At 73.2% G+C, this 21,963-nt stretch carries 16 protein-coding genes, 1 tRNA gene, 1 pseudogene and 1 riboswitch; of the genes and pseudogenes, 14 read left to right on the forward strand and 4 right to left on the reverse strand.

Annotation, left to right across the window (positions count from 1 at the left end; translation table 11 throughout):
* Positions 1-17: 17 nt before the first annotated feature.
* Complete coding sequence (gene tnpA / locus A3IG_RS0113335) at positions 18-446, forward strand: IS200/IS605 family transposase (protein WP_078500437.1); 429 nt, start codon at positions 18-20, stop codon at positions 444-446.
* Positions 447-756: 310 nt separating this feature from the next.
* On the opposite strand, the gene A3IG_RS0113340 is transcribed toward tnpA, so the two are convergent.
* Positions 757-843 (reverse strand) — tRNA-Ser (locus A3IG_RS0113340).
* A gap of 49 nt (positions 844-892) precedes the next feature.
* A complete protein-coding gene (locus A3IG_RS0113345) occupies positions 893-2,245 on the reverse strand; it encodes a S1C family serine protease (RefSeq protein ID WP_018384066.1) in 1,353 nt (450 codons plus the stop codon).
* A gap of 570 nt (positions 2,246-2,815) precedes the next feature.
* Positions 2,816-2,900, forward strand: a riboswitch (TPP riboswitch).
* A gap of 8 nt (positions 2,901-2,908) precedes the next feature.
* Between A3IG_RS0113345 and A3IG_RS0113350 the strand changes: the two genes are divergently transcribed.
* The 4 genes from A3IG_RS0113350 (at position 2,909) to A3IG_RS0113365 (ending at position 6,964) form a co-directional block, all read left to right on the forward strand.
* On the forward strand, positions 2,909-4,312 hold the full coding sequence (locus A3IG_RS0113350) for a purine-cytosine permease family protein (protein ID WP_018384067.1): 1,404 nt from the start codon (positions 2,909-2,911) through the stop codon (positions 4,310-4,312).
* Positions 4,313-4,316: 4 nt separating this feature from the next.
* Entirely contained in the window at positions 4,317-5,189 is an 873-nt protein-coding gene (locus A3IG_RS0113355) for a glycerophosphodiester phosphodiesterase family protein (RefSeq protein ID WP_018384068.1), read from the forward strand.
* Between the two features lie 140 nt (positions 5,190-5,329).
* On the forward strand, positions 5,330-5,902 hold the full coding sequence (locus tag A3IG_RS0113360) for an ATP-binding protein (RefSeq protein WP_018384069.1): 573 nt from the start codon (positions 5,330-5,332) through the stop codon (positions 5,900-5,902).
* An 84-nt stretch (positions 5,903-5,986) separates the two neighbouring features.
* A complete protein-coding gene (locus A3IG_RS0113365) occupies positions 5,987-6,964 on the forward strand; it encodes a DUF5926 family protein (RefSeq protein ID WP_018384070.1) in 978 nt (325 codons plus the stop codon).
* A gap of 1,140 nt (positions 6,965-8,104) precedes the next feature.
* Here the strand turns inward: A3IG_RS0113365 and A3IG_RS0113370 are convergent.
* Complete coding sequence (locus A3IG_RS0113370) at positions 8,105-8,836, reverse strand: bifunctional DNA primase/polymerase (protein WP_026220236.1); 732 nt, start codon at positions 8,834-8,836, stop codon at positions 8,105-8,107.
* Between the two features lie 624 nt (positions 8,837-9,460).
* Here A3IG_RS0113370 and A3IG_RS31925 point away from each other — a divergent pair.
* Together A3IG_RS31925 and A3IG_RS0113380 are read left to right on the forward strand one after the other, a co-directional pair.
* Complete coding sequence (locus A3IG_RS31925; protein WP_078500439.1) at positions 9,461-11,197, forward strand: PP2C family protein-serine/threonine phosphatase; 1,737 nt, start codon at positions 9,461-9,463, stop codon at positions 11,195-11,197.
* 237 nt (positions 11,198-11,434) lie between these two features.
* Positions 11,435-12,937: an aminopeptidase P family protein gene (locus A3IG_RS0113380; RefSeq protein ID WP_018384073.1), complete on the forward strand. Its 1,503-nt coding sequence runs from the start codon at positions 11,435-11,437 to the stop codon at positions 12,935-12,937.
* A gap of 494 nt (positions 12,938-13,431) precedes the next feature.
* Here the strand turns inward: A3IG_RS0113380 and A3IG_RS35215 are convergent.
* Positions 13,432-13,776: pseudogene (locus A3IG_RS35215) on the reverse strand (ATP-binding protein); the annotation flags it as partial.
* Positions 13,777-13,966: 190 nt separating this feature from the next.
* On the opposite strand from A3IG_RS35215, the gene A3IG_RS0113390 reads away from it, so the two are divergent.
* The 7 genes from A3IG_RS0113390 to pheA all read left to right on the forward strand — a co-directional run bounded on the left by A3IG_RS0113390 (position 13,967) and on the right by pheA (position 21,883).
* The gene (locus A3IG_RS0113390; protein WP_018384075.1) at positions 13,967-14,782 is read left to right on the forward strand and encodes a hypothetical protein; all 816 of its coding nucleotides are present in this window, start codon (positions 13,967-13,969) and stop codon (positions 14,780-14,782) included.
* A gap of 193 nt (positions 14,783-14,975) precedes the next feature.
* Positions 14,976-15,842 carry a YcnI family copper-binding membrane protein gene (locus tag A3IG_RS0113395; RefSeq protein ID WP_169366218.1) on the forward strand — a complete coding sequence of 289 codons (867 nt, stop codon included), beginning with the start codon at positions 14,976-14,978 and terminating at the stop codon, positions 15,840-15,842.
* Between the two features lie 162 nt (positions 15,843-16,004).
* A complete protein-coding gene (locus A3IG_RS0113400; protein ID WP_018384077.1) occupies positions 16,005-16,676 on the forward strand; it encodes an SCO family protein in 672 nt (223 codons plus the stop codon).
* Positions 16,673-17,224 (forward strand): copper chaperone PCu(A)C, encoded by a 552-nt coding sequence (locus A3IG_RS29655; RefSeq protein WP_018384078.1) that lies wholly within the window; start codon positions 16,673-16,675, stop codon positions 17,222-17,224. Before A3IG_RS0113400 ends, A3IG_RS29655 begins: the two co-directional genes overlap by 4 nt.
* A 136-nt stretch (positions 17,225-17,360) precedes the next feature.
* The gene (locus tag A3IG_RS0113410; RefSeq protein WP_018384079.1) at positions 17,361-19,340 is read left to right on the forward strand and encodes a copper resistance CopC/CopD family protein; all 1,980 of its coding nucleotides are present in this window, start codon (positions 17,361-17,363) and stop codon (positions 19,338-19,340) included.
* Positions 19,341-19,424: 84 nt separating this feature from the next.
* Positions 19,425-20,768, forward strand: coding sequence for an iron uptake transporter deferrochelatase/peroxidase subunit (gene efeB / locus A3IG_RS0113415; protein ID WP_078500440.1), 1,344 nt, complete (start codon positions 19,425-19,427; stop codon positions 20,766-20,768).
* A 185-nt stretch (positions 20,769-20,953) separates the two neighbouring features.
* A complete protein-coding gene (gene pheA / locus A3IG_RS0113420) occupies positions 20,954-21,883 on the forward strand; it encodes a prephenate dehydratase (protein WP_018384081.1) in 930 nt (309 codons plus the stop codon).
* The last annotated feature ends 80 nt before the right edge of the window (positions 21,884-21,963 follow it).

Raw genomic sequence — 21,963 nt, forward strand, 5'->3', positions numbered from 1 at the left:
CATCTCACCATTGGTCTATGTCACCACGATGGGAACCAAGCCCCGATATCCGCAGGGGGCGAACGGTCGTCTACAACCTGCACGCCCACTTGGTGTTCGTCACGAAGTATCGGCGCGGAGTGATGAACGACGAGATGCTGACGCGCTGCGAAGAGGTCATGCGCAAGGTGTGCGAGGACTTCGAAGTGGAGCTGAAGGAGTTCAACGGCGAGGCCGACCACGTGCACCTCTTGGTGCACTACCCACCGAAGGTCGCCCTGGCCAACCTGGTGAACTCCCTCAAGGGCGTCTCATCCAGGCGCCTGCGAGCGGAGTTCACGGGCCGGGTGAACCGGGCGATCATGCACGGCCGGTTCTGGTCGCCGTCGTACTTCGCGGGCTCGTGCGGCGGCGCGCCGCTCCAGGTGGTCAAGGATTACATCGCTCAGCAGAAGCGGCCGGACTGAGCGCGGGATGGCTTGGGCGCAGGTCGACAGTGCGGATCCGCGCCCACATTCGAGGTCAGAGCGGGCTAGACATGCGATTCACCCCCGCCCTGAAGGACGGGGCACTCTCGCAAGGTCAGAGGTAGGAGGGCTGGAGCCGAATTACCGTTGCCTCACGGCCCGGGGCAGATGCGCCAGGCGGTCCACCGTGGGTCCACTGGCCCTGATCAAAGCTGGGATACCGGCGAGTCAGCCTGAGACAGCCCACACACCAAAGGGGTGCCCCCGGCCCGGGGGCACCCCTTGTGAGCTGTGGTTTTGTTGACCTGGGCGGAGGGTGTGGGATTTGAACCCACGGTGACATCGCTGCCACGACGGTTTTCAAGACCGTTCCCTTAGGCCGCTCGGGCAACCCTCCTCGTCCGCCAACCAGGATGACGGCGCGGAGGCCAGCCTAACGGTACGGATCAGGGGTTGTCGCCCTTGCGTTCGCCGAGCGTCACCGTGGTGGTGTGTTCCTGACCATCACGTTTGTAGGTGACGGTGACCTCGTCGCCGGGGCGGTGGGTCCAGATCTCGCTGACGAGCTGTGGTCCGCCCTCGATGAGCTGGTCGTTGAGCTTGGTGATCACGTCGCCGGGCTTCAGGCCGGCCTTGTCGGCGGGGCCGTTGGGGGTGACGGCGGGGACGTTGCCCATGTCCCGCGGGGCGATCTGGGCGCCCTTCCCCTCGTACTCGTCGTTGCGGAGGACGCCTAGCTGGGCGTAGACGGGCTCGCCGGACTCGATCAGGGTGGCCGCGACCCACTTGGCCTGGTTGATCGGGATGGCGAAGCCGAGGCCGATGCTGCCGCCGGACTGGCCGCCCATGGGGTCGCTGCTGCCGCCGGGCTGGATCGCCGAGTTGATGCCGATGACGCGTCCGGAGGCGTCGAGGAGGGGGCCGCCGGAGTTGCCCGGGTTGATGGAGGCGTCGGTCTGGATGGCGCTCATGTAGGACGGCTGGGAGCCGTTCTCCCCGCCTGCCGCCACCGGTCGGTCCTTGGCACTGACGATTCCGGTGGTGACGGTGCCGGACAGGCCGAACGGGGCGCCGATGGCGATGGTGGCGTCACCGACCACGACCTCTTCGGAGTCCCCGAGGGGCAGCGGTACCAGTTTGGCGTCGCCCGGGTTGTCGATCTTGATGACGGCGACGTCGTAGCCCTCGGCGTGGCCGATCACCGACGCCTCGTACTCCTTGCCGTTGGAGAACGTGACGCTCAGGTCGCCGCCGTTGGCCGCCGGGGAGACCACGTGGTTGTTGGTGAGGATGTGTCCTTCCTTGTCGTAGACGAAACCGGTGCCGGTGCTGCTCCCGCTGGAGCCGTCGGCCTCGATGGTGACGACGCTGGGGAGCGCCTTGTCCGCTATCCCGGCGACGCTGTCCGGCTTGCGGTTGAGGGCGGCCGGGTCGGCGGAGGTGGAGACGGTGCTGCTGCCGCCCTGCGAGGACGAGTCCGACTCGTCCGCCGCGAGGTAGCCGAGGCCGCCGCCCAGCGCCCCGGCGACCAGGGCGACGGCGGCGACCAGCGCGACCAGCCCGCCGCGGGACTTCTTGGGGCCGCCGGGGTTGCCGGGCTGCGGGGGCCAGGCGGGCAGGGTGGACGTGTGCGGCTGCGGCGTCGGGGGAGGCGGGCTGCCGAACACGGCCTGCGGGGCGGGAGGGCCGAAACCGGGGCCCTGGGGCTGGCCGCCGGGGTGGCCCTGGGCCGGGGTGGCGGGGTGCTGCGGGTCAGGGGTGTGGGGTGTGGGGTTGTCGAGCGGGGAGCTGAAGGTCATGTCGGCGGGAGGCGTTCCAGTGGGGGGTGTGGCGGTGGGGGCACCACCGGGGGAGGGCGCGCCCGGGGTCGGGGTGCCGGGGGCGGCGCCGGGCGTGGGGGCACCGGGCCCCGGAGCCGACGGGCCCGGTGCTGCGTGGTCGGCGGGGGGCGTGGCGGGCGGAGGGGTGCTGGAGGACGGGGTGCCCGAGGGGGGCGGGTTCGGAGGAGAAACGGGGGTGGCGGGGAACTGAGCGGTCCGATCCGGTCCGGGCCCGCCGGGGCCCTCCGCGCCCGCTGGCCTGTCTTCGTACTCGGTGCTCACAGCGGTCTCCTTTGTCGCGCACTCGGCCGGTCTGCCGACTGGCAGTCACCCGGCGCGTCCACATCGATCGGCCGGCGACTTCGTCCTGTCTCTGCCAAGCCTGACCCATCGGCCGTCGGACCGCCGTAAACGGCGGCGTTCGTGTGGCGGGTCGGCCCTTATCCCGGGCGAACACACCCACGTGAACGAGACGGTGTCGGCCCGTTCCGCGTGGGCGGGCTGCGCCGTTCCCCCCACAACGCCTACCATGCATCGGTCGAACAAACACGCGGGAGCTCGGGGCACCGGGCTGAGAGGGCACAGACACCGTGCCGACCGCCTGAACCTGTCCGGGTAATGCCGGCGTAGGGAGCAGCCGTCGTGACGGCAACACCACCCGCACCGTCCACCGGTGCGCGCATCCACCGTGACCAGGACCACGGCCAGCGCAAGGCCACCGCCGAGGCCCCACTCGTCCTGGACACCGCACCGCCGCGCCCCCTCGGCTTCCGCGACCAGGCCGCGTTCTGGAGCAACCTCGGGGTGAGCCTGCTCGGCTTCTCCGGGGCCATCTGGGTGCTGGCCCCCAGCGGACACGCGCAGCTCTCCCTGCTGGCCGCGATCACCGCGACCGTGGTCGGCACGCTGTTCGGCACGGCGATGCTCGCCGTCTCCGGCGTCCTGGGCACCCGCACCGGCGCCCCCGCCATGGCGGTGTTGCGCGGACTGTTCGGCACCCGGTTGTCCTACCTTCCCACGGTACTGAACATCGTGCAGTGCATCGGCTGGGGAGTGTTCGAGCTCACGGTCATCACCATGGGTGTGGAGGCGCTCACCGACGGGCGCGGCCCGCACTGGCTGTACATCGTGCTCGCCGGGCTGCTGACGACCGCGCTGACCGTGTGGCCCCTGGGGTCGATGCGACTGCTGAGGCGCTACGTCACGGTCGCGGTGGGCGTGGCCATGCTGTACTTCAGCGTCCAGCTCCTGCGCCAGGACACCCCGCCGCTCACCGAGGGCTCCTGGGGCGGCTTCCTGCCGGCCGTGGACTCGGCGCTGGCGGTGGCGGTCTCGTTCGTCCCGATGGCCGCGGACTACACCCGGCACTCCAGGTCCACCGCCCGCTCGTTCCTCGGGACCCTGGTCGGCTACTCGACCGCGCAGATCTGGTGCTATCTGCTGGGTCTGCTCGCCCTGCTCCGGGTGGACGGCGACAGCGAACGGATCTTCGACACGTTCCTCGGCGTGAGCGCGGGGTGGCTGTTCTTCGCCGTCCTGGTGGTGCGGGAGGTGGACCAGTCGTTCGCCAACGTGTACTCGACCGCCATGTCGGTGCACAACCTGCTGCCGCGGGTTGACCGCCGCGTGCTGACCGTGGGCATCGGCGCGCTGGTGACGCTGCTGGCCACCCAGGTGGACGACTTCTCGACCTACGAGAGCTTCCTCTACCTGCTCGGCTCGGTGTTCGTGCCGATGTTCGCGGTGACCGCCGTGGACTTCTTCTTCGGCAGCGGGCGGCACGGTTGGGACATGTCCCAGCGGGCGCCGGTGCGCTGGCTGATGCTGCTGCCCTGGGCGTTGGGCTTCGCCACGTACCAGTTGCTCAACCCCACCCAGCTCACCGGCTGGGCCGACGCCTGGCCGCGGTTCTGGCTCAGGGCCCAGGACCTGACCGGGGTGCACGCCACGGTGTGGACGTCGGCGTCGCTGTTCTCGTTCCTCGTCGCGGCCCTGGTAACGCTGGCCCTCGCGCCCGTGGCACGGCGGCGGGCGGTGGCACGATGACCGGGTGACTTCCTCGTACTTCGGTCCGGACGCCGCCCCCAAGATCATCCAGGTTGTCGCCCACCGAGGGGCCTCCGACGACGCCCCCGAGCACACCCTCGCCGCGTACCGCAAGGCGATCGAGGACGGTGCCGACGCCCTGGAGTGCGACGTGCGGCTGACCGCCGACGGGCACCTGGTCTGCGTCCACGACCGCAGGGTGAACCGCACCTCCGACGGGCGGGGGGCGGTCTCGGCCCTGGAGCTCGCCGATCTCGCCGCTCTGGACTTCGGCTCCTGGAAGGCCCCGGGCGGCTGGGAGGGCGTGGACTCCACCGAGCCCACCGCGGTCAACGGGACGCCCGCCGGAGCCCGGGCCGCCGACCACGTCGAACGGCGGTCGGTGCTCACCCTGGAGCGCCTGCTTGAGCTCGTGGTGGACGCCGACCGCAGGGTGGAACTGGCCATCGAGACCAAGCACCCCACTCGCCACGCGGGACGGGTCGAGGCGACACTGCTGACCCTGCTGCGGCGGTTCGGCCTGGACACCCCGCGCCCCGGGGAGCCCTCCAGGGCGCGGGTGATGAGCTTCTCCTCGCGCTCCCTGCGGCGGATCAGGGCGGGCGCACCCGGGCTGCCCACGGTGTTCCTGATGAGCTACGCCTCCCCGCGGTTCCGGGACGGCCGACTGCCGGTGGACGTCCGGATCGCCGGGCCCAGCATGCGTGTGGTGCGGGCCCACCCCGAGGTGGTCACCCGGCTGCACCAGGAGGGGCACCGCGTGCACGTGTGGACGGTGGACGACCCACAGGACGTCGCCCTGTGCGCCCGGCTCGGCGTGGAGGCGATCATCACCAACCGCCCCCGGAAGGTACTCGAGCAACTCGGACGCCACTGATCACGTTCACTGGTGGTGCGCGGGCGCGTTCGTACCGTGTTCGATCGCCAGGTCTGATCCAGATCTTCCGATCAGGGCCGTTTCTGTCCGGTGCCGGACGGGCATCCAATCCGTGGCGCGGGCGAAGGAGGGCCTTGGGGGTGGCGTTGGTGGTAGCTCAGGAGGTGCCGACCTCCTCGACCATGACCCTTCCCCACGGTCCCGCGGTCGTGGGGGCGGTGCGGCGCAGGCTCCGCGGGGAGCTCACGGCCCAGGCGGTCCCCGACGTGGTGATCGACGACGCCGTCCTGATCATCTCCGAACTCGTCAGCAACTCCTGCCGGCACGCCCGGCCGCTGGACGTGCCCGCCCCCGACGGCGACGGTGGGGAGCCCGGGCGGCACGTTCCGGGGATCGTCGTGCGCTGGTTCGTCGCCGAGGACGGACTGCTCGCCCTGGAGGTGACCGACGGCGGCGGGCCCACCCGGCCCCGGCCGTCCCGCCCTTCGGTGACGGCGCACGGCGGGCGCGGGCTCAGCATCGTCGATCAGTTGGCGTTGCGCTGGGGGGTCCGTGACCACCCGGGCGAGGTCACGGTGTGGGCGCTGCTCCCGGTGCGGGCCCGGCACGCTCGGCGGCAGGGCCTGTCCGGAGGCTTCGTGGGCGACTTCGGCGTCTCCCCGGTGGCGGCGGCGTGCCGACCGACCACCGACTTCGACGACGCGTTCGACTGAGGACGGGGAAGTCTGGCCTCCCCGTGGGCGCGCTACGGCTAGGCTCCGGGCGGAACCCGTACCCGCACCAGGAGAAATCCAGTCATGGCCAAGAAGCGGCAGAACACCAAGGTCCGCCGGGCGCAGCCGGCCGTCGTGGTCGAGGGCGGCGAGGTCCCCGTCGTCGGCGCCCGGGAGCCCTGCCCCTGCGGGTCGGGACGCCGGTACAAGGCCTGTCACGGGCGCGACGCCGCCCACGCGGTGCAGCAGTTGGTCCAGCGCCCCTTCGAGGGCCTGCCCGGCGAGTGCGACTGGGTGGCCCTGCGGGAGCTGGTGCCCGCCGCGACCGCGGAGCTCACGCTCACCTCCGGGCTGCCCGAGGGCGTCACCTCGCTGACCCTCGCCACGGTGCTGCCGATGGCGTGGCCCGCGCTGCACCGGGACAACGGGGTGGTCCTGCTCGGGCTCCAGAACGACGCCACGTCGGGCGACGTCAGCCGCGACCTGGCCGACACCCTCGGCCGGGCGCTCACCGCCGAGCCCGGCACCCCGGTGGCCAGTGCGCGACCGGCCCCCGACGGGCCGCGGCTTCAGGACCTGGTGGACCTCCAGGCGCCGTTCGTGCCCGTGGTGCACACGGGCTTCGAGTTCTGGCTCGAGGACGCGGAGTCGGCCTCGGGCGAGGTGGCGGCTTCCTTGGAGCGGGCGAACGCGGCGGCGATCCCCACGGTGCGCCTCTCCGCTGTCGAGGCCGCCTACTGGTGCCGCACCCCGGAGAAGAACCACCTGCGTTGGGTGACCCCGCACCCGGAGGAGCAGTTGCTGGACGCGCTGGCCCGGTTGCACGCCGCCGGTGCCAGCGGACTCGGTGAGGGCACCCGGTTGGTCGGCTCGTTCCGGGCGCACGGGCTCGTGGTGCCGGTGTGGGACCTGCCGACCTCGATGGAGGCCGAAGAGGTGGAGAAGCCGGCCGCCGCGTTCGCCGAGCGGCTCGGCGAGGCGCTCGCGGTGGACGCCCCGCTGTCCACGGAGGAGCGTCGGGCGCGCAGCGGCCTGGCGAACCGGCAGATCACCCTGAGCTGATCCGGGCGACCCGGCGACGTCCGCGCCGCCGGGTCGGTCCCCGCGACCGGTTGCGCGCCCAGGTTCGGTGTGCGGCGGGGGGCACTCGGCGGCGCCGAGCGTTGATCGATTCGGCCCCGAGTTGCCGAGGAGCTCTCCCCGAGGGAAAACCAAGGCCACGACTCAACGGTCCGTACCGTCTGCAATTGCAAAAGCCGTTTTACAGCCGGCCCAGACGTGATACCCGTCACAACCACCGCCGCCAGCAGGGAATTCGGTGGAGAAAGCGGGTCCCATGAATTTGCGAACGGGCGATCTCTTGTTACCGTTTATACAGCTCGGTCGCTGGTGCATCCCCCGTCGCCAGCGATCGGGCCTTGTCTTTTTCCGGGGTCTCCTCCGGGCAGCCGCCTGACCGGGCCTTCTTCCCGTCCGAGGGCCGCTCCTTCGCCCGTGGACCCGTGCCCCGGAGCCGTTCCCCCCCCGAGCCGTTCCCCCGGTCGCTGTGGGCACGACCCTCACCGACCGCGACGGCGTGGACGGCGGTCCTCCCGGCTCCCGCGGTCCACGTCCAGGAGTTCCAGGGCTTCTCCGACGGCGACCCGGTGCGGATCACGCTCCCGTTCCCACGCTCACCGCCGTGTCCTCCGTGGGGATGGTCATGGCCCTTCCTCGGGCGGTCATCCACCACTCATGTCTCGGAAGTCACTCGGGCCTCGGAAGTCAACTCAGGCCCCTGAAGTCACTCGGAACTCCGAAGTCACTCGGGCCTCTTGGACACTCAGACCCCTGAACACTCGGGGCCCTGAACACTCGGGGCCCTGGAGTCACTCGGGCTTCCGGAAGGCGCTCGGGGCTCTGGAGTACTCAGCTCACCGGGACCCGCGGCTTCACGTTGTCCGGGGCTCCGGACGGTGCCCCGCCGCGGCCGCGGCCTCCGGCGAGCGTCACCCGCCCGGACGCCGTGCACGCCCGGGAACGACGGCGGACAAGGCGAAACGCCGCGCGAGCACCGATTCGCGGTACTCGGCACGGCGCCGAACCGTTTCCCACCGGCGGGCCACGCGCCGGCCCGTCCGTCACCGCAACCCGCCGCCGCGGACGCACCGGGGCCGGGCGGGAAACGGGGCCGCCAGGACCCCGCCAGATCGCCCGCGCCGCTCAGTACGCCAGGCGGCTGCCGTCGGGCTCCGTGCTGCTCACCATGACCAGTGTGTTGATCACTGACGAGATGGACGGAAGCCAGGGCGCGGTGCTGCGGGCCACCGGGGGGCGTGCCCAGCACAGGCTTCCCCTGCCCGTGGTCGACGGCGGCAACACGACGTACCCCCCGCCGCCGTGGTACCGCAGCGACGTCGGCACCCACTCGTGCTGCTCGAGCAGTTCGCCGAGCTCGTCCAGCGTGTAGGGGCGGACCAACAGGGTGAACCGGGTCGGCGAGGCGACCACCGGGCCGAGCCGCACCCCGACGTGGTCGAACGCGGCCAGGGCCCGGGCCCCGGCCAACGCCGGGAGGCTCACCGCCGCGACACGGCTGCCGGTGGCCAGGACGAGGGGCGCGTTCGGGCGGTTCGTCCACCACCAACGGACCATGCGCGGGTCAGTGGTGGCCGCGAGGAGTCCCGGGTCCTGCGGATGGGCGCCGGGGACCGCGCAGTCGGGTCGGGGACAGGCGCACACCGCCTCCGGCACCGGCGTGGACACCGCGCCCTCCCGGGTCCGCAGGGAGGACAGCCCCAGCAGCGAACGGACACCCCGGGGTGGTCTGCGCCCCTGACGGGGCTGCAGTCCGGCTCCCGGTACCACGGGCCACTTCCAGTGCTCGGCGCATATGAGCGCGGCGCTCAGCAGCGCCGACCTGTTCCTCCGTCGCCTTACGAGGATCTCGCGCATCTGCGCTCGTTCCCTTCCGTTAGCGCTCAAGGATCTGCACGTCAGACCACCGTCACCAGGCGGCGCAGCACGCTCCTGTCAGGCGTGGAACGTGGCGCACGGGCGGCGGGTGGCTGCTGTTGTCCCGCACAGTCTTTCGCAGCACAGTGTTTCGCAGCCGGCCCCCCGGGGGATCACTCGAGGTTGCCTGTCTGTTCGGTGGCGCCTGTAGAGCATGGCGCATCGTGGTGTAGGACGCGTCAGCGCCCCACCCAGTTCCGCTCAACGGATGAGGGGATGTACTGCGGCTTCCCCTTTGCACCCCTCCCCATCGTACGTACCCGCTCCGGAGTGGGTGACGCTTACCCGAAAAGGACTGGTCAACGAAGATTTACTCCAATCGGGGATCATTTTCCGTCAACTGTGGACCCGTTCGACACCAGCCTTGTGACCAGGGCAATCCTGGACATCCCGCAGACCGGGCGTGTAGAAGTGAAGAGATTGATAGCGGAGCACCACGACACGGGGGTTTGCGATGCTATTGCGGCGTGCGGAGCCTTTTGACCGGCGGCACAAACGGCCCAGGCCCCCCCTTGCGCGGTCGCTGCCCGCCACGGGTCCCCGGTCCGGACACCGCCACCGACCATGAGCGCCGCGCGTCTTCCCGATGTGGCCGGATTCGACCCCTCCCCCCGTCGCTCTCGCCAGGACGCCACCTCCCCGGGGCGGCGGCCCGACACCCGGGACGCGAGCACGGAGGACACGTCCCGTCAGCGTGCGGCCGGCCGCGGTCCCGCCGCCGATGTCGTGGCCCTCCAGGAGCGGCTGGCCTCCTGGCTCTGCGACCTCACCGTCCTGCACGGGTTGACCGAACGGGTGGCCAGGAGCGACTCCCTGGACACCACCCTGCACGAGCTGCTGCGCGCCGGGGCCGCGCTGGTCGGGGCGGGGCGCGGGCTCCTGGCCCTGTGCCCGTCCGACGGTCGCGGACCGCGCCGCTCGGTGGGCCTCGGGCTCGCCCACGGCGACATCGGCACCCTGGAGACCGTCCCCGGGGCGGCACCGGGGACGGCGGAGGGCGTCCGCCCGGGATGTCGGTGGGGCGCCGACGGCGTTCCGGGCGCGGAGGTCGGCCCCGGTGCGGAGGTCGGCCCCGGTGCGGCAGCGGGGGACGCGGCCTGCGGAGGGGGCACGGACGGCGGAGGGGGCACGGGCGGCGGGTCGTCCCGCCCGGCTGATGGAGCGTCGGATGAGCGGCCCGCGTGCGGGACGTGCTCGGGTGCCGGAGCGTGCGCGAAGGCCCGTGGTGTCGGCGGCGCGGGCGCTCACGAGGGCGTCGGAGCGGGGGCGGACGGGGGTGGCTTCGGGGACGCGCCGTTGGAGCTGGTCCATCCGGACATCGCCGCCGACGGCAGCCTGCCCCAGCGCCACCGCGAGGTCGCGGCCCAGCTCGGCATCGGCGCCAGTTACGCGCTGCGCCTGGCCACCGCGGCGACGGGGCCGCTGGGCACCGTCGTGTGGATGTACGACCAGCCCGCCGCGCCCAGCGAGCACCAGCGGCAACTGGCCCGGCACTACTGCGCCTTCGCCTCCGAGCTGGTGGCCAGGAGTCTGCGTCAGGCGCGCGTGGAACGGGAGGCGCGGGCGCTGCGCGAGGCGCTGCTGCCCACCCGGTTGCCCCGGGTGCCCGGCGTGCGGCTGGGCGTGCGGCACCGGTGCGGCGCTCGGGGCGGGGGCGACTGGTACGACGCGCTGGTGCTGCCCGAGGGGGCGCTGGGGCTCTCCGTCGGCGGGGTCACCGGCGGCGGCCCGGGGGCTGCCGCCGCCATGGGCCGGCTCCGGGCGTCGCTGCGGGCGTACGCCGTGATCGAGGGGGAGGACCCGGTCGCCGTCCTGTCCGACCTGGAGCTGTTGCTGCACCTGACCGAGCCGGCGCGCTCGGCCACGGCGCTGTTCGTGCACACCGAGCCGGCGCGGCGCCGCCTGGTGCTGGCCGGGGCGGGGCACTGTCCACCGCTGCTGGTGGGCGAGCACCGGGCGGAGCTGGTGGAGACCTCGCTCTCGGCCCCGCTGGGGATGCTGAACTGCTGGGAGGCGCCGAGCGCGGAGCTGTCGGTGCAGTCCGGCGAGACCGTGGTGCTCTACACCGGCGGGTTGTTACACCGCACCGGGGACACAATCGATCGCGCGTTCGACAAGCTTCGTCGTGCAGGTGCGCGTGCCCCGCGCGCCGCCCGGGAGGACCCCGACCTGCTCTGCGAGCACCTGCTGGCATCCTGCGTGCCGGACGGCGCCGAGGACGCCGAGGACGCCGACGACGCGGCGGGGACTGATCCTGGCCACCGCGGCGACATCGTGCTGCTCGCGGTCCGTTTCGACTGAACGCCGCGCGGCCGGCCGCGGCGTCCGCCGTCCGCACGGCCCCGCCGGCGCACCCCGGGGGGACTCCCCGACCCCGCACGGAGCACACCAACAACCCCGGTACCACCGGGCCGACAGCACCAAACCGGCGGGACCCTGTGATGAATGTCCCCATACGTATGGGTGATGTGCGTATACCGTCATGGACAGCCGACGGAAGACACGTGGGGCGGCCCGATCCGCCCGAGGAGGCGACACATGAGTCAGGAAAGTCCTGCTCAGAGGTTCGAGACCCTGCCGGAGACGGAGGCGGACGACTCGGCGGAGGCACCGGTCAAGGGCCGCAAGAACGGCCTGTACCCCGGTGTGTCAGACGAGCTCGCCGAGCTGATGACGACCGGCTGGGCGGACACCGAGATGCACGACCTGGAGCCCGTTGAGCAGGCCCCGCTGGCCGCGGCACGGCGGGAGGCGCTGTCCCACCGGTTCCCCGGCGAGCGCCTCGTGGTCCCGGCCGGCAACCTCAGGACCCGCTCCAACGACACCGAGTACCCGTTCCGCGCCTCCTGCGACTACGTCTACCTGACCGGGGACCAGACGCGGGACGGAGTCCTGGTCCTGGAGCCGTCCGAGTCCGGCGGGCACGACACCGTCGCCTACCTGCTGCCCCGCTCCAACCGGGACAACGGCGAGTTCTGGCTGGACGGCCAGGGCGAGCTGTGGGTGGGTCGCCGGCGCAGCCTCTCCGAGAGTTCACGGCTCCTCGGCCTGCCGTGCCGGGACGTGCGCAGGCTGGCGGAGGAGCTCAGGTCCGCGCCCCCGGTGCCGACCCGGATCGTCCGCGGCCACGACGCCGAGCTGGAGAAGGTCGTCGCCGAGCTGGTCGGGCCCGCGGACGCCGAGGAGCGGGACCAGGAGCTGAAGCAGGTCCTGGACGAGATGCGGCTGGTCAAGGACGAGTGGGAGGTCGCCCAGTTGCAGAAGGCGGTGGACTCCACCGTCCGCGGGTTCCACGACGTGGTGGCGGTGCTCGACCAGGCCAGGGCCACGTCGGAGCGGTACATCGAGGGCACCTTCTTCCTCCGGGCGAGGGTGGAGGGCAACGACGTCGGCTACGGCACCATCGCCGCCTCCGGCGCCCACGCCTGCACCCTGCACTGGACCCGCAACGACGGCCCGGTCAACCCCGGTGACCTGCTGCTGCTCGACGCCGGCGTGGAGACCGACACCCTGTACACCGCCGACGTCACCCGCACCCTGCCGGTCAGCGGCACCTTCACCGACATCCAGCGCAAGGTCTACGACGCGGTCTACGAGGCCCAGGAGGCGGGGATCGCCGCGGTGAAGCCGGGCGCCGCCTACCGCGACTTCCACGACGCCGCCCAGCGGGTGCTGGCGGAGAAGCTGGTGGAGTGGGGGCTGGTCGAGGGACCGGTGGAACGGGTGCTGGAGCTGGGGTTGCAGCGCCGCTACACCCTGCACGGCACCGGGCACATGCTCGGCCTCGACGTGCACGACTGCGCCACCGCACGCCGGGAGAGCTACGCCGACGGCACCCTGGAACCCGGCATGGTGCTCACCGTGGAGCCCGGCCTGTACTTCCAGTCCAACGACCTGACGGTGCCGGCCGAGTACCGGGGCATCGGCGTGCGGATCGAGGACGACATCCTGGTGACCCTGGACGGCAACCGCAACCTCTCCGCGGCCCTGCCCCGCCGCTCGGACGAGGTCGAGGAGTGGCTGGCCGCAACCCGGGGCTGAGCCCCCGGGTTGCGCCCCGGCCCGGGGGCCGCAGGTCGGCCCGCGGGCCCGCGGCCCTGTCCGGCGGGGCGGCTCAGGACGCCTTGAGCTCAGGACGCCTTGAGCAGGGCGTCGTCCCGCCACTTCAGGACCTTGTCGAAGCTGACCACGGCCCCGCGGGAAGGGTTGTTGCGGAACTGGACGTGGTCCGCCAGCGCCTCGATCAGGTACAGGCCCCGCCCACTCTCGGCGCAGACCGGGACGCCGTCCGCCAGGCGCTCAACGACGAACCCGGTACCGAGGGGCTCGGTACCGGGCCGCATGTCGTGGTGTCCGGGGGTCTCGGGGGCGAGTGCCGGGGAGAACGCGGGTGCTGCGGTCTGGCCGGGGGCGCTGGGCCAGCCGACCTCCATGGGTACGGCGTCCACGACCTCCGGCGCCTCCTGGCGCCCCTCGCCCTCGGGCGGGCCGACGAGGTCCAGCACCTCCGCGGCGTCCACCGACCCCGCGGCCCGGGGGCCCCGCGCGGGCTGGGCCCGCACGGGGTCCGCGGGCCGTTCGTCTCCGACCGGTGCGAGTGCGGTGCCCCCCGCGGGGAACCCGGGGCCCGAGTCACACACCTCGATGCGGCACGTGTCACCGTCGATCCGGGCCGTGACCTGGTAACCGTCGTCCGCGTCCGTGGGAACGCCGACCGCGTGCTCGACCGCGTTGGCGCACGCCTCGGTCAGCGCCATGCCCAGCTCGAAGGAGATGTCCGGATCCACACCCGCCGTGTCCATCGCTCCGAGCAGGAAGCGCCGGGCGAGGGGAACACTCGCAGCCTCGCGCCGCAAGTGGAGAGTCCACCAGATGCTCATGATCCAGCCTCCTGGTTGCGGCTCGACATACCACTACGTATTGCCGAAAGGAAGAGGCACTAAGCCTGGTATCCGGCATGCACCGCTCGTTCGGCGGATGCCGGGCGGGAGGCCGTTCCCCGGAGCCCTCCGTCCCGCCCACGACCCGGTGGTCCGGCCTCCCCCGTACCGGTGAGATGATGGCGCCGCCATGCCCACCCACACCCACGCCGCAGTGGACCTGCGAGCGGCCAGGGCGGCGCTCTTCGCCCTGGTCTGCGTCGTGCTGTCCGCAGCCGGCCACTCGGCGGCCTCGGGGACGCCGGTGCCGGTGTGGGCGCTGGTCACGGCGTGGCTGGCGGTCTGGCTCCTGGCCATGTGCCTCGCCGGCCGGGAACGGTCCCTGCTGACGATCACGACCTGCATGCTGGGCGGGCAACTCGGCCTGCACACCCTCTTCGGCCTCGCCCAGCAGGACACCGCCGGCCACGGCGGTCACGGGCGCACCTCCGAGCTGGAGCAGATGGCGCTGCGGCTGCTGTGCTCACCGGACCGCGGCGGGTACCTGGCCGCGGGCGACCACCTCGGCGGAGCCCACCCGGGGAGCCCCGGTGGGCTGCCGCGGGGCACGGACGCCGCCGCGGTGATCCGGGAGGCCGGCCTGGACCCGGCGGCCTTCTCGTCCCCGACGCCCGCGCCCGTCGCCAACCTGTGCGGGACCCTGACCTCCGCTCCTCCGATGCTGCTCAGCCACGTGATCGCCGGGCTGGTGGCGGCCTGGCTGCTCCGCCGCGGCGAGGCCACCCTGTGGCGGTTGATCCGGCTGACCTCACGGGTGGCCGAGGTCGCGGCGTTCGGGCTGCGCGGCGCGCTGGCGCTGGTGCGGGCGCTCCTCAACGGGCTGCTCGGCCTCGTCGCCCGGCGTCCGGCCCCGGTCCGCGGGGACGATCCGCCGGACGACACCACCGTTCTCCTCCAACACAGTGTGATCAGGCGCGGCCCCCCGGGATACACCCTCGCGGCCTAGGCCAGCCCCTCGTGGCGGCCCCGGCGCGGCCACCCACCGGCGGCCGGCGCACGGGCCCGGCCGCGGGCCGGACGCCCCGGGAACGGGTCCGTCCGGGGCCCCGCCGCACCCACGCGTCCTTTCCTGACACACACGCGCCGGCACAGCCGGGCGCATGCCCGCGTGCCCGCTCCCTGGATGGAGTCCAGCCAGCATGAAGCGTCACACGTCCGTTTCATCCACCATGTCAGGACACCTGCCGTCGTCGCAGGCGTCCCCCGCCCCGTCGCTGCCGCGCCGGCGGGGGCTCAGGACCGGCGCCGCGTCGCGGGTCGCCGCCGTCGGCGTCCTCGCGGGTTCCGCCGTCGTCCTGCTCTCCGGAACCGCCTCGGCCCACGTCTCGGTCCAGCCGGGCGAGGCCGCGCGGGGCAGCTACAGCAAGCTGGTGTTCAAGGTGCCCAACGAGCGGGACGACGCCGGCACCACCAAGGTGGAGGTCACCCTCCCCGCGGACCACCCCGTCGCCTCGGTGCAGACCCAGCCCGTCCCCGGATGGGACGTGAAGGTCACCAGGACCAAGCTGGACAAGCCGCTCGAGGTCCACGGCGAGCAGGTGAAGGAGACGGTCAGCAAGATCACCTGGACCGGGGGCACCATCGAGCCGGGCACCTTCCAGGAGTTCCCGATCTCCGTCGGCCCCCTGCCGGAGGACACCGACACCATGGTCTTCAAGGCCCTGCAGACCTACGAGGGCGGCGAGGTCGTGCGGTGGATCGAGGAGCCGCGGGAGGGTGCGGAGGAGCCCGAGAACCCGGCGCCGGTACTCAGGTTGACCGAGGCCGAGGACGACCAGCACGGCGCGGCCTCCGACGACCAGGACGCCGACGACGGCGAGGACGAGGCCAACCGGGGCACCAACACCGGTGACGACGGCAAGGACCTGGCCGGCGGCTCGGACACCGACTCCAGCGACACCACCGCGCGGGCCCTGGGCATCACCGGCATCGTCGTCGGCGTCCTCGGCGCCGGCGTGGGCGTCCTCGGGCTGCGCCGCCGGGGCGGCGGCACACCGGCCTCCTGACCCGTCCACCGTGGGCGTCCCGGCTCCGACCCGGGGCGCCCACGGTCCCCCGCCGCACCCCCCGGTACCCGCGCCCCGGCGCCCCGTCGGCGACCCACCAGCCACCGCGCACCTGCCAGCACCGTCAACGACCACGCTCCACGAACGACCCTTGGGGAACACATGCCCAGCACCCTCGCGCGCCTCGCGGCCACCGTCACGGCCGGCGCGCTCGCCCTGACCCTGGCCGCCTGCGGCTCCGACGACGGCACCGCCGACAAACCGGGTGCCGCCGCGGAGGTCAACGCCGGCAAGTCCGCGTCGCCCTACCAGGGCACCCCGCTCGACGAGGGTTTCGACAAGCCCGACGTCACCCTGACCGACACCCGGGGGAAACCGTTCAACCTGCGCACGCGCACCAAGGGCCGCGTCACCCTGCTCTACTTCGGCTACACCCACTGCCCGGACGTGTGCCCGACCACGATGAGCGACATCGCCCTGGCCAAGCAGAAGCTGCCCGAGGCCGACGAAAAGAAGATCGACGTGGTCATGATCACCACCGATCCGGGGCGGGACACCCCCGAGAGCCTGCGCTCCTGGCTCAACGCGATGGACCCCTCGTTCATCGGCCTCACCGGTGAGTACGCGGACATCCGCGACGCCGGGCGCACCGTCGGCGTCCACGTGCCCAAGGCGAGGAAGGGCGAGGACGGCGAGATCATCGTGGACCACGGCGCCCAGGTGCTGGCCTTCAGCGCCAAGGACGACCGGGCCCACGTGCTCTACACCGCGGGGAGCGGCATCGAGGCCTTCGAGCACGACCTCCCGCTGCTGCTCAAGGGGGTCCCGGCGTGAGGCGCGCCGGGGGGCGGACGCGCGGGGGCGGGGCACCCGTCCGCCCCACGGCCCCGTCGGCGCTGTCCGCGCTGTCCGCGCTGTCCGCGCTGTCCGCGCTCGCCGCGCTCGCCGCGCTCGCCGGGTGCTCCTCGGCGTCCGGGGCGACAGAACGGCCGGAGCTGAGGGTGGACCACCCGTACATCCCGCGGCCGGCGTCCGCCGAGATGGCCGCCGGCTACTTCACCGTCTCCAACACCGGCGGGCGGGACGACCGGCTGGTGGAGGTGGTCAGCGACCTCACCGACGACGTCAGCCTGCACGAGACCGCGGGCGGCACCATGCGGGAGGTCGAAGGGTTCGACATCCCGGCGGACGGAACGCTGCGGCTGGGCCGTGGCGGCGGACACGTGATGCTCATGGGCCTCCAGGGCCGACCGAGGATCGGGCAGAAGGTCACCTTCGAGCTCCGCTTCGAGACGTCGGAGCCGATCACCGTCGAGGTGCCGGTCACCGCGATGACCTACCGGCCCCCCTCCGAGGAGAAGACGGAGAAACCGACGGGGTGACAGACAGGGCCACACACCGCGCACCAGGCTGAGCGCGAGGCCCACGACGTTCGAACGAACCCCGAACCCCGAACTCCGAACTCCGAAACCCGAACCCGAACCCGAGAGCACAAGAGCACGAGAGAAGGAGGACCGCATGGCGCCCGGCTCCACCCTGCCGCGCCGCGCCGCAGCCCTGGTGCTGCTGCTCGGCACCACCTGCGCGCTGCTCCTCGGTGGCGCGTCACGCGCCGCCGCGCACGCCGTGCTGACCGGCACCGACCCGGCGAACGGCGCGGTGGTGCAGACCGCCCCGGAGCGGGTGACCCTGCGGTTCAGCGAGTCGGTCACGGTCAGCGCCGACTCGGTGCAGGTCCTCAACCCCGAGGCCGAGGACGTCACCGGCGGCGCGCCCCGGCACGCCCAGGGGAGCAGCACCGCGGTCCAGGTCCCCCTGGGGTCCGGGCTGCCGGACGGCACCTACGTGGTGGCCTGGAAGGTCGTCTCCGCGGACAGCCACCCGATCCGGGGGGCGTTCAGCTTCTCGGTGGGGGCGCCGTCGAAGACCACGGTGGAGGTGGACCAGCTCCCGTCGGGGAACGGCACCGTGGGCGGGCTCTACGACCTGGCCAGGTACTTCGCCTACGGCGGTCTCGCACTGCTGGTGGGCGCTGCGGCGTTCGTGCTGCACTGCTGGCCGCAGGGTGGGGAGCGACGGCCGGTGCAGCGGCTGCTGCTCGCCGGGTGGTCCACGTTGCTGCTGTCCACGCTCGCCCTGCTGGTGCTGCGCGGCCCCTACGAGGACCGGGGCGGTGGTGGCTTCGGGGCCGCGTTCGACCTGTCCGTGCTCCAGGAGACGCTGGACACCAAACCGGGAGCGGCCCTGGCCGTGCGGTTGCTGATGTTGGCCGCGGCGGGGGCGTTCCTCGCGGTGCTGGTCGGGCAGCCGGCCAGGCAACGGCACCCCGAGGTGCGGATCGCCCTGTACGCGGCGGGTCTGCTGCTCGCCGCCGGCCTGGCCAGCACCTGGTCGGTGATGGAGCACCCCTCCGTCGGCATCCAGTCCCGGGTGGCCGTGCCGGTGGACGTGGTCCACCTGGTGGCGGTGGGGACCTGGCTCGGTGGGTTGGCGGCGCTGCTGACCGCGCTGTACCTCCCTGCCGGGAAACCGATCGGGGCGGTGGCAGTGGAACGGTTCTCCACGGTGGCGTTCTGCTCCGTGTTGGCCCTGGTCGGCACCGGCACCTACCAGGCGTGGCGGCAGGTCGGCACCCTGGACGCGCTGGTCTCCACCGACTTCGGCCGACTGCTGCTGGTCAAGCTCGCCGGGGTGCTCCTGCTGCTCGGCACCGCCGGCTTCTCCCGGCGCTGGGTCCGTCGGCTGCGGGCCGCGCCGGCCGGGACGACGCCCGACGGCACCACCGGGGCCGATGCCCAGCCCCCGGTGGGGAGCCCGGCGGAGGCCGTCACCGCCGGGTCCACCCGGGAAGGCGCCCGGACCAGCGGGGACGTCGCACCGTCAGGAGAGGACGTGCCCGCCCCGACCAGCGGCGGACGCAGCGGGAACCCCGCCCGGGCCGCCCAGCTCGCCCGGCAACGCGCCGCCGTGGCCACCGCCAGGGCTCGCCGGGAACGGCACGCCGACCCGCACCGCGGCAACCTCCGCCGTTCGGTGCTGGTCGAGGTGTGCGTGGCGGTGGTGGTGTTGGCCGTCACCACGTTCCTCACCAGCACCGAGCCCGGCCGCGCCGCGGAGACCCCCCGGGCCGGCACCGCTTCCGCGGCCCCCGCGGGCGGCCCGGCCGTCGTGGAGCTGCCGTACGACACGGGCGGCACCGCCGGCAAGGGCACCGCGGAGATCACCGTGGACCCCGCGCGCAGCGGCGACAACGTCCTGCACGTACGGCTCACCAACCCCGTGGGCGCCCCGGTGGAGGCTCCGGAGGTCCGGGTCTCGTTCACCCTGGAGAGCCGGGACGTCGGCCCGCTGGGAACCGACCTCAGCTACATCGCGCCGGGCCACTGGGTGGCCTCCGACGCACAGCTCCCCCTGCCCGGTAGGTGGACGGTGTCGGTCACCGTGCGCACCTCGGACATCGACCAGGTCACCGTGAGCGAACGGATCAGGATCGGTTAGCCGGCGGCGCCGGCCTGGCGCGGAGACGGACGACCCGGACGCGACACGACGAGAAGCACAACGAGAAGCACAACGTGGGAAGAGATGACATCCAGATCTGATGCAGGGCGGCGCACCGGGCGCGGCGAAGCGCGGCAAACCCCGGCCGGGAACGGCGCCCCGGCGCGGACCCCGGCGCCCCGGCACGACGGGACGCCGGCAGGACCCTCCGCCGCCCCTGCCGGAGTCCCTCGGCGCACCCTCCTCGGCGTCGCCGGAGCCGCCGGCCTCACCGTCGGCGCCGCGGCCGGCGCGGGCGGCCACGCGCTCGCCGCGGAGCAGCCCCGTGCGCTGAGCACGGTGGGCTCGGCCTCCGTGCCGTTCCACGGGCGTCACCAGGCGGGGATCAGCAGCCCGTTGCAGGCGCACGGCCACCTGGTCGCGTTCGACCTGGTGCCGGGGGCCGGGCGGGACCGGGCGGCGGCGCTGATGCGACGCTGGACCAGCGCCGCGGCGACGATGGCCGAGGGCCGCCAGCCCGCCGAGGACAACCAGATCGCGCTGGACGCGGGGCCGTCCTCGCTGACCGTCACCTTCGGGTTCGGCGCCTCGTTCTTCGACCGGACGGGGCTGCGGTCCCAGCGGCCCGAGGCACTGGCCCCGCTCCCCCCGTTCTCCGCCGACGCCCTGGACCGCCAGCGCAGCGACGGCGACCTGTTCGTCCAGGTCGGGGCGGACGACGCCCTGGTGGCCTTCCACGCCCTGCGGGTTCTCCAGAAGCTCGCGGCCGGCACCGCCGCGGTCCGCTGGCAGATGTCCGGGTTCAACCGCACCCCCGGGGCCACCGCCGAGCCCAGGACGGCCCGCAACCTGATGGGCCAGGTGGACGGCACCAACAACCCGAGGCCGTCGGACGCCGACTTCGACGCCCGGGTGTTCGTGCCGGCGTCGGCCCGGCCCGCCTGGATGGCCAACGGCTCCTACGTGGTGGTGCGCCGCATCCGGATGCTCCTCGACTCGTGGGACCAGCTCTCCCTCGCCGAGCAGGAGAAGGTGATCGGACGGCGCAAGAGCGACGGGGCCCCGCTGTCCGGCGGCACCGAGACCACCCCGGTCGATCTGGGCGGGCGGCGCGCCGACGGCTCCCTGGCGATCGCGGGCGACGCCCATGTGCGCGTGGCCGCTCCGGAGTCGAACGGGGGGGCGGCGATGCTGCGCCGTCCGTTCTCGTTCCACGACGGTTTCGACGAGCGGGGGGCGCCGGACGCCGGGCTGCTCTTCATGGCGTGGCAGGCCGACCCGCGGCGGGGCTTCGTCCCGGTGCAGCGCAAGCTGGACCGGGGTGACGGTCTGTCCCGCTTCCTCCGGCACGAGGCGAGCGCGCTGTTCGCCGTGCCCGGTGGCTGTGCGCCGGGCGAGTACGTCGGACAGCGGCTGCTCCAGGGGTGACCGGTGGCCCGCCACCCACTGCCGCCGGCCACTGCCGCGGCCGCCGCACGGTCCGGGCAGCCCGAGCAGTCCGGCCAGTCCGGGCAGCCCGGGCAGCCCGGTCGGTCCGCGAGGCTGGCAGTCGCTATCGTGGCCAGGGCACAGCAGCACCGGCAGGGCAGCACAGGGACAGGAGAGCCGCGCGGATGTCGCCCAGCAGCAACTACACCTACCTCGGCCCGGAGGGGACGTTCACCGAGGCCGCGCTGCGGACGTTGCCCGAGGCGGCGGCCCGGGTGCTGGTGCCGATGATCTCCGTGCCGGCGGCGCTCGACGCGGTGCGCCGGGGTGAGGCGGCGGCGGCGATGGTGCCGCTGGAGAACTCGGTCGAGGGCGCCGTGCTGGTCACCCTGGACGAGCTCGCCACCGGCGAACCGCTGACCATCGTGCGCGAGGTGTTCCTGCCGATCGCGTTCGCGCTGCTGGTGCGGCCGGGCACCGGCCTCACCGACATCAAGACGGTGACCGCGCACCCGCACGCCCAGCCGCAGGTGCGCAGGTGGCTGGCGCAGCACCTGCCCGACGCGTCCTGGGAGTCCTCCGCGTCGAACGCGGACGGGGCCCGGCAGGTGCAGGAGGGGCGGTTCGACGCGGCCTTCGCCGGCGAGTTCGCCGCCGCCCGCTACGGTCTCGAGCCCCTGGTCACCGACATCCACGACGCGGAGAGCGCGGTCACCCGGTTCGTGCTGGTGGCCAGGCCGGCCCGGGTGGCGCCCCCGACCGGGGCCGACCGGACGTCGTTGGTCTTCCAGTTGCCCGACGACCACCCCGGGGCGCTGCTCCAGCTCCTCCAGGAGTTCGCGGTGCGGGGGGTCAACCTGACCCGCATCGAGTCCCGCCCCACCGGCGCCGGTCTTGGCAGGTACTTCTTCTCCATCGACTGCGAGGGGCACATCGCCGAGGCACGGGTCGGCGAGGCGTTGAAGGGGCTCTCCAGGATCTGCCCGGACGTGCGTTTCCTCGGCTCCTACCCGCGGGCCGACGGGGTCCCGTCCAGCCCTCGCCCCGGCACCGCTGACGAGGACTTCACCCGCGCCTCCGACTGGCTGGCCCGCTGCCTCGACGGCCGCCTCTGAGGCTCCCCGCCGGGCGGGCGGGGCACCAGCCCGGGCCGGGGGGTCGGTGGCGCTGCACGGCTGCCCGGCGTTATCCACAG

It is taken from the genome of Wenjunlia vitaminophila DSM 41686 (genome assembly GCF_000380165.1).
Taxonomy (GTDB): Bacteria; Actinomycetota; Actinomycetes; order Streptomycetales; family Streptomycetaceae; genus Wenjunlia; species Wenjunlia vitaminophila.